We start from the raw sequence: 7055 nt of genomic DNA on the forward strand, positions 1-7055 counted from the left end.
TGCAGTCGTGGCAAGCCCTCCGATGCCATATCGGCTCTTGAAGCTGGCTGAGGGTCATGGGTAATCAGGTAAAATTATGAGCTTTGGTTAAATGCCCCGGTTTTAACTTATAGCGAGCCACTGTCTGTCATTCAGGCCCTGCCAAGCCTGTTAGCCGACCGCAAAGGGTTGTGCCCGATCTCCGGGAGGCTATTAGCAAGCAATACATCTTGGTCTTATGACTTGGGATGTGCGGGGAAGAGAGAAAACAGGCAAACGCCGGATACGACAAGTCATCGCGGCGCGATGTGATGGGCAATTCAATTCAAAGGGATTATGAGGACTTCGAAGAGAGATTGGAGCGGGAAACGAGACTCGAACTCGCGACCCCAGCCTTGGCAAGCACGGATCATGCTCTACCAACAGGACGCGGCAGTGATGGTACTGAGAAACTGGATTCGTGTACTTGGGGGAGAGATTGAATTCGAAGGGTTCGAAGAGAGATTGGAGCGGGAAACGAGACTCGAACTCGCGACCCCGACCTTGGCAAGGTCGTGCTCTACCAACTGAGCTATTCCCGCAAAACCTGAAAACAGACCGTACAGCATTTGGTTGCTTGCGCTACTGTACGGGAGCCGAATTATAAGAGCAGACATTCCAATTGCAAGGGCTTTTTTGTCTGGTTGCAGCCGTTCGCTCAAAAGCTGGCCGAACTGCTGATTTTAGCAACCGAACGACGGCAACCCCTTGCCAGCCACTCAGATTTTGAAGACGTGGGCGCGGTAGAACTGCAGTTCGGCGATGGATTCGCGGATGTCGTCCAGCGCCTGGTGGGAGCCACTCTTCTTGAACTGATCCAGCAGTTCAGGCTGCCAGCGACGGACCAGCTCCTTGATGGTGCTGACGTCCACGTTGCGGTAATGGAAGAAGGCTTCCAGATCGCTCATGTGCTTGACCATGAAGCGGCGATCCTGGCCGATGCTGTTGCCGCACAGGGGGCTGGTGTGCTCCGGCACCCACTGGCGAATGAAGGCGAGGGTCTCGGCAACGGCCTTGGCCTCGTCGTATTCACTCGCCTTGACCCGGGCCACCAGCCCGCTCTTGGTGTGGGTGTTGACGTTCCAGTCATCCATCTTGCCCAGCTCTTCCTCGCTCTGGTGGATGGCGATGACCGGCCCTTCGGCCAGCACGTTCAGGTCCTTGTCGGTGACGATGGTGGCGATCTCCAGTACCACGTTCTCTTCGGGGTCCAGACCCGTCATCTCCATGTCGATCCATACCAGGTTCTGCGCGCTGACTGTCATGATTGCTCTCTCTATTGGGAGGAATGGCGGAATTTTGCCAATTTGCATGTATCATACTGGCTTTGAATCTGTTCATAAACTGGCAAACCCCGTGGCAAAGAAAGCAAAACTCAATCTGGGTCAACAAAGGCGCGTCCAGGCCAACCGCGAGCGGCGGCTGCAAAAAGAGCACACCACAGTGGTCGATGACACCCTGTTCGGCCCCGCCATCGAAGGGGTGGTGATCAGCCGTTTCGGCCAGCACGCGGATGTCGAGGCAAGCGATGGTGCCATCCACCGCAGCAACCTGCGGCGCAGCAGCATCAGCAGCCTGGTGTGCGGCGACAAGGTGGTGTGGCGCCCCGGCCTCAATGCCGCGACTGCCGGCGTCATCGAGGCGGTGCACCCGCGCCACTCGGTGCTGACCCGGCCGGACTTCTACGACGGGGTCAAACCCATCGCCGCCAACATCGACCAGATCATCATCGTCTCGGCGGTGATGCCCGAGTTCTCCACCAACATAGTCGACCGCTACCTGGTGGCGGCAGAAGATGTGGAGATAGCGCCCCTCATCGTGCTGAACAAGGTCGACATGCTCGATGACGCGGCCCGCGCCCGTATCGAGCACCAGCTCGAGACCTACCGCAAGCTCGGTTACGAGGTGCTGCTGGTGAGCTGCGAGAGCGGTGAGGGCATCGACGCCCTCAAGGCGGCGCTCACCGACAAGATCAGCATCTTCGTGGGCCAGTCCGGGGTGGGCAAGTCGTCCCTCACCAACGCCCTGATGCCGGGGCTGGACGTGCTCACCGGCGAGATCTCCGAGAACTCGGGGCTCGGCCAGCACACCACCACCACGGCACGGCTCTACCACTTCCCGAGCGGCGGCGATCTCATCGACTCCCCCGGGATCCGCGAGTTCGCCCTCTGGCACCTGGAAGCCGACCGCATCACCTGGTGCTTCGTCGAGTTTCGCGACTACCTGGGTGGCTGCAAGTTCCGCGACTGCACCCACAAGGATGATCCCGGCTGCGCCCTGCGCGCCGCGGTCGAAGCGGGCGCCATCAGCGCCGATCGCTTCCACAACTACCACCGCATCCTGGAAACCATGCAGGAAGCCCGCCACGGTCGCCAACAGGCGCGGCTGTGACCCGTTCAACTCATTCCCAGATGAAGATCATGAGCATCACTGACAACCTGAAAATTGCCGGTCAATACTGCCTGCCCAAACACGCCCTCTCCCGCCTGGTGGGCAAACTTGCCGCCGCCGAAGCGGGCAACCTCACCACCAGGGTGATCGAGGCCTTTATCAAGCAGTACCAGGTCGACATGAGCGAGGCGCTGCACGAGAGCCCGGCCCACTACAAGAGCTTCAACGAATTCTTCACCCGCGAGCTCAAACCCGGCATCCGCCCCGTGGTGGAAGACGCCATGACCCTGGCCCTGCCGGTGGATGGCACCGTCAGCCAGCTCGGGCCCATCAGCCAAGGTCGCATCATTCAGGCCAAGGGCCACGACTACAGCGCCCGCGAGCTGCTGGGGGGCTATGAGGATCTGGTGGCCCCGTTCAAGGATGGCGACTTCGCTACCATCTATCTGGCACCCAAGGATTACCACCGCATCCACATGCCGCTGGACGGCGTGCTGGAGAGCATGGTGTTCGTGCCGGGGGATCTCTTCTCCGTCAACCCCCTCACCGCCGAGAACGTGCCCAACCTGTTTGCCCGCAACGAGCGGGTGGTGGCCACCTTCCGTACCCCCCACGGCCCCATGGCCCTGGTGCTGGTCGGTGCCACTATCGTCGCGAGCATCGAAACCATCTGGGCCGGCAACATAGCGCCGACCAAAGAGAAGAAGGTGGTGCGCTGGGACTACACCGGCGATGAAGCCATCACTCTGCAAAAGGGGGCCGAGATGGGCCTGTTCAAGCTGGGCAGCACAGTCGTCTGCCTGTTTGGCCCGGGCATGCTGGCCGGTTTCGAGCCGCACCTGGCCAACGGGGTCACCACCCGCATGGGTCAGCCCTTTGCCACCCTGGCGGCGCAGGTATGAGCGATCAACCCGCTTCCCAGAAGAACAACCCGCTGCACGGGCTGACCCTGGAGGCCATCGTCACCGCCCTGGTCGCGCACTATGGCTGGGAAGCGCTGGGGCAGCAGATCAATATCCGCTGCTTCACCGATAATCCCAGTATCAAGTCCAGCCTGAAGTTCTTGCGCAAGACCCCCTGGGCCAGAGAGAAGGTCGAAAGCCTCTATCTGTACGTCCAGCGCAAGCAGGCCAAAGAGAAGGAGTGACGCCATGGCGTTCAAGATTACCTACACCTACAAGAAGCAGGCCAGGGAGATTGGCTACGCCAACGACAAGTTCAACAGCATCTATGATGCCGTTGCCGCCGCCGAGGGGATCGATCTGACCCGCTTCCACGCCATGGAAGAGCAGCTGGCCCAGGTGTGCCGCCGCGACAAGAAGAGCGTGAAGGATTACCGGGAGAACTACTTCAAGGAGCTGGGCTTCTCCAACATCGTCATCGAACGGGACGCCAAGGAGTAACCATGCGCACCCTGACCCTGATGGCCGCCTCCCTGCTGCTGGCCGCCTGCAACACGACACCGAGGGAGCCCCTGGTCGGCGCAGATCGCGACGAACATGGCTGCATCGGCAGCGCGGGTTATCAATGGTCGGCGCTGGCAGGCAAGTGCGTGCGGCTGTTCGAGCAGGGCATTCGCCTCAACCCGACCGATGCCGGTCAGACCGTCAGCGCTTTCGTGCTGTTCAATGCCGATCAGAGTCAGGCCGAGCTGACCCTGCCAGAGGGCGAGCCGATCCGGCTGGTCCGCCAGGGCGAAGAGGGCAACTGGTCCTGGCAGGGCGGCTGCTATCAGCTCTTCCCCTGGAAGGGCTATGTGCTCAAATCCGGCGACCATGTGCTCTATCACGGTGATCTGACCCCCTGATCCTCTGGCGTCATCCCTCCCCTCACGCCCTGATGGACGCAGAGCAGGCATAAAAAACCCCGTTGCACGCAACGGGGTTTTTCATGATACCCGGCAGGATCAGTTGCCGAGGGTGGAGAACAGGCTCTGTTCCAGGCTGCCGCGGGAGACGCACACCGGGGTGATGGAGGGAGCCAGTACCCGCTCGCCGGAGGACTCGACGAAGTAGAGCTGGGTATTGCCCTTGACATTCACGGTGGCCACGCTGTTGTTGCCGCTCTGGGTGATGATCAGGTTGATCTGCAGGTTGGGGTTGCCCAGCGCCACCTTGGACCCCATGGTGCCGCAATCCAGCCACTCCAGACCATCGGCCGAGTTTTCCACGTTGGCGGTCATCAGACCGGCACCACGCTGGCTGTTCTCGATGTTCAGGCCGTGATCGCCGAACCACTTCTCGGCACGGGCCCACACCAGATCCACCGGGATCGCCATCTCCTGGGTGTTGTTGGTTGCCTTGGCAACCGGCGGGGTATAGCGATACTGCTCGCCGCCGTTGTTGTCGCTCGCACAACCCACCATCAACAGGGCCAGGGCGCCCCCCATTATCTTCTTCATGCTGCTTCTCTCATCCATAAGGCCATAGGCCAACCGGCGGCTATTATGGCGATCGCGACACAGGCTGTCAGCAGGGATCCGCACAAATGGCGTACTCTTAACCCAGGCTTTACAAAACCCACCTGTTATCATAGATTTGCTCGAAGTCTCCCCCGTGAGTGCTCTCGTGACTTCTTCGCTCTCCCTGGCGCTGCTGCAGCAGATCATCGACCAGTTACCCATGAATATCTTCTGCCGGGACAAGCACGGACGGTACCTGTTTGCCAACAAGGCATTCGCCAGGGAAGCCGGCCTGCAAGACCCGAGCGAACTCATTGGCAAGAGCGATGCCGAGATGCCCTGGGGGGATGTATTCCGGGAGGAAGATGACCGCCTGCTGGCCGACGGCAAACCCCTGCTGCACCAGCAGCTCCATTGCCACAGCGGCGAAGGCGCCAGCTGGATGGAGATCAACAAGGTTCCCCTGTATGACGAGCACGGCGACCCCATCGCCCTGTTTGCCATGGTCAGCGCCATCGATCAGCGCAAGGAGCTGGAGCAAACCTTCCGGCAGCAGCAGTTGCTGCAACGCCGCCTGCTGGATGCCATTCCCGACCTCATCCGTCTCGAGGATCACCAGGGCGTGCTCATCGACTGCAACCAGGCCTTTCTCGACTTCATGGGGCTGGTGGCAAGCGAGGCTCTGGGTCGGCGCGTCCCGCCCCGGTTGCCCGTCGAACAAACCCTGGGTCAGGGGGAGTATTGCGTGGTGGATGCCCAGGGCAGAGGCCGCCATCTGGAGGTCACCCGGGTCGAGGTGCCGGATGACGAGGGCAACTCCCTCGGCATCCTTACCCTGAGCCGCGACATCACCGGGCTTCGCACCACCCAGGCCCAGTTGCAGCAGGAGCAGCACTACGACAGCCTGACCGGCCTGCTCAAGCTCTCCCACTTCCTCCAGACCAGCCGTCATCTGGGCGCCCGCAAGGCCAGCCTGCTGCTGGTGGATCTGCAACATTTTCGCGAGATCAACGATCGCTTCGGCATACGGGTCGCCGACCGCCTGCTGAGCCAGGTGGCCCGTCGCCTGCAACGACTGGCGCCGCCCCAGTCCCTGCTCTGCCGGGTCGCGGCGGATGACTTCGCCCTGCTGCTGCCCGAGCTCCCCCTCTCTCTGGATGCGTGGAGCCGCAACCTGCAGCAGGAGCTGATGACGCCCTATCAGGTGGAAGAACACAGGATCCAGATCCCGGTGTTCCTCGGCATCGCCCATGGCAAGGCCAAGGATGCCGAGCGTCTGCTGAGCCACGCCGAGGCCGCCCTGGCCCAGGGCAAGCGCCAGCAGCAGCACTGTACCCTGTTCGACCCCGCACTCGATGCCAAGCTCAAACGCCGCCAGCTCATCGCCGCCCAGTTGCCACTCGCCATCAAGTCCGCCGAACTGACCGCCGTCTACCAGCCCATCATCTGCACCCACAGCAACCGGCTGCACGGTGCTGAGCTGCTCTGCCGCTGGCCCCATCCCGAATTCGGCATGATCTCCCCCGACGAGTTCATTCCGCTGGCGGAGGAGCTGGGGCTCATCGGCCAGCTCGGCCAGCTGATGCTGGAGCTCGGCTGTGCCCAGCTTGCCCGCTGGCAGGTGGCGGCCCCGGATCTGGTGCTCTCCATCAACCTCTCGCCCCTGCAGTTCCGCGATCCCGAGCTCTGCCCGCAGATCTTCGACTGCATCGCGCGCCACGGGCTCGCCCCCTGGCAACTGGAGCTGGAGATCACCGAAGGGGTGCTGATGGAGAATGCCGACGAGATAGAGAGCAACCTGGCCAGCCTCATCGAGGCGGGCTTCCAGCTCGCCATCGACGACTTCGGCACCGGCTACTGCTCCCTCGCCTATCTTCCCAGGCTGCAGGTGGCGACCCTCAAGCTCGACAAAAGCTTCACCCAGGGGCTGGCCACCAACCAGGCCACCACAGCCATCGTGCGTTCCGTCATCGGGTTGGGCCATGAGCTTGGCATCAAGATCACCGCCGAAGGGGTGGAGACGCCGGAGCAGCAGGCCTGGCTGGTGCAGGTCGGTTGCGATCGGCTGCAAGGCTATCTGTTCAGCCGCCCCCTCCCACCGGCCGACTTTGCCCGCAGCTACCAGCTGCCGGAGCAGTAAGCCAGCAACAACAAGGCCACCCGAGGGTGCAATGCTGTTCACTTAAGCGGAGCCGCATAGCGATTTACCGGAAAACGGGTCTTTGATATCTTCACCGCCCTGGGT

At 61.7% G+C, this 7055-nt stretch carries 8 protein-coding genes and 1 tRNA gene; 6 read left to right on the forward strand and 3 right to left on the reverse strand.

Translation table 11 applies throughout. The features are described from left to right. Nucleotides 1-484: 484 nt before the first annotated feature. Nucleotides 485-560 (reverse strand) — tRNA-Gly (locus OKC30_RS19010). A gap of 177 nt (nt 561-737) precedes the next feature. Further along, nucleotides 738-1283 (reverse strand): oligoribonuclease, encoded by a 546-nt coding sequence (gene orn, locus OKC30_RS19015; RefSeq protein ID WP_160839306.1) that lies wholly within the window; start codon nt 1281-1283, stop codon nt 738-740. 91 nt (nt 1284-1374) lie between these two features. Here orn and rsgA point away from each other — a divergent pair, with 91 nt between their 5' ends. Genes rsgA through OKC30_RS19040 form a run of 5 tightly spaced genes read left to right on the forward strand, consistent with a single transcriptional unit; the run spans nt 1375 to nt 4216 of the window. Beyond that, a complete protein-coding gene (gene rsgA / locus OKC30_RS19020) occupies nt 1375-2409 on the forward strand; it encodes a small ribosomal subunit biogenesis GTPase RsgA (protein WP_039040203.1) in 1035 nt (344 codons plus the stop codon). A 29-nt stretch (nt 2410-2438) separates the two neighbouring features. Continuing rightward, the gene (gene asd, locus OKC30_RS19025) at nt 2439-3311 is read left to right on the forward strand and encodes an archaetidylserine decarboxylase (protein WP_052816309.1); all 873 of its coding nucleotides are present in this window, start codon (nt 2439-2441) and stop codon (nt 3309-3311) included. Further along, nucleotides 3308-3556 carry a VF530 family DNA-binding protein gene (locus tag OKC30_RS19030; RefSeq protein ID WP_041212447.1) on the forward strand — a complete coding sequence of 83 codons (249 nt, stop codon included), beginning with the start codon at nt 3308-3310 and terminating at the stop codon, nt 3554-3556. Before asd ends, OKC30_RS19030 begins: the two co-directional genes overlap by 4 nt. 4 nt (nt 3557-3560) lie before the next feature. Then, nucleotides 3561-3812: a DUF2960 domain-containing protein gene (locus tag OKC30_RS19035; RefSeq protein WP_010675489.1), complete on the forward strand. Its 252-nt coding sequence runs from the start codon at nt 3561-3563 to the stop codon at nt 3810-3812. A 2-nt stretch (nt 3813-3814) separates the two neighbouring features. Then, entirely contained in the window at nt 3815-4216 is a 402-nt protein-coding gene (locus OKC30_RS19040; protein ID WP_160839308.1) for a hypothetical protein, read from the forward strand. A 99-nt stretch (nt 4217-4315) separates the two neighbouring features. On the opposite strand, the gene OKC30_RS19045 is transcribed toward OKC30_RS19040, so the two are convergent. Continuing rightward, nucleotides 4316-4810 carry a hypothetical protein gene (locus tag OKC30_RS19045; RefSeq protein WP_029314787.1) on the reverse strand — a complete coding sequence of 165 codons (495 nt, stop codon included), beginning with the start codon at nt 4808-4810 and terminating at the stop codon, nt 4316-4318. A gap of 166 nt (nt 4811-4976) precedes the next feature. On the opposite strand from OKC30_RS19045, the gene OKC30_RS19050 reads away from it, so the two are divergent. Next, on the forward strand, nt 4977-6950 hold the full coding sequence (locus OKC30_RS19050; RefSeq protein ID WP_039040163.1) for a sensor domain-containing protein: 1974 nt from the start codon (nt 4977-4979) through the stop codon (nt 6948-6950). Nucleotides 6951-7055 lie beyond the last annotated feature (105 nt).

It is taken from the genome of Aeromonas sp. QDB18 (assembly GCF_027705325.1).
GTDB classification, from domain to species: domain Bacteria; phylum Pseudomonadota; class Gammaproteobacteria; order Enterobacterales; family Aeromonadaceae; genus Aeromonas; species Aeromonas caviae.

Excerpts from the sequence above, each read along its gene's own strand:
- orn (WP_160839306.1), bottom strand. The coding sequence starts at position 1,283 with ATGACAGTCAGCGCGCAGAACCTGGTATGGATCGACATGGAGATGACG.
- OKC30_RS19030 (WP_041212447.1), top strand. The coding sequence starts at position 3,308 with ATGAGCGATCAACCCGCTTCCCAGAAGAACAACCCGCTGCACGGGCTG.
- OKC30_RS19045 (WP_029314787.1), bottom strand. The coding sequence starts at position 4,810 with ATGAAGAAGATAATGGGGGGCGCCCTGGCCCTGTTGATGGTGGGTTGT.
- asd (WP_052816309.1), top strand. The coding sequence starts at position 2,439 with ATGAGCATCACTGACAACCTGAAAATTGCCGGTCAATACTGCCTGCCC.
- OKC30_RS19035 (WP_010675489.1), top strand. The coding sequence starts at position 3,561 with ATGGCGTTCAAGATTACCTACACCTACAAGAAGCAGGCCAGGGAGATT.
- OKC30_RS19040 (WP_160839308.1), top strand. The coding sequence starts at position 3,815 with ATGCGCACCCTGACCCTGATGGCCGCCTCCCTGCTGCTGGCCGCCTGC.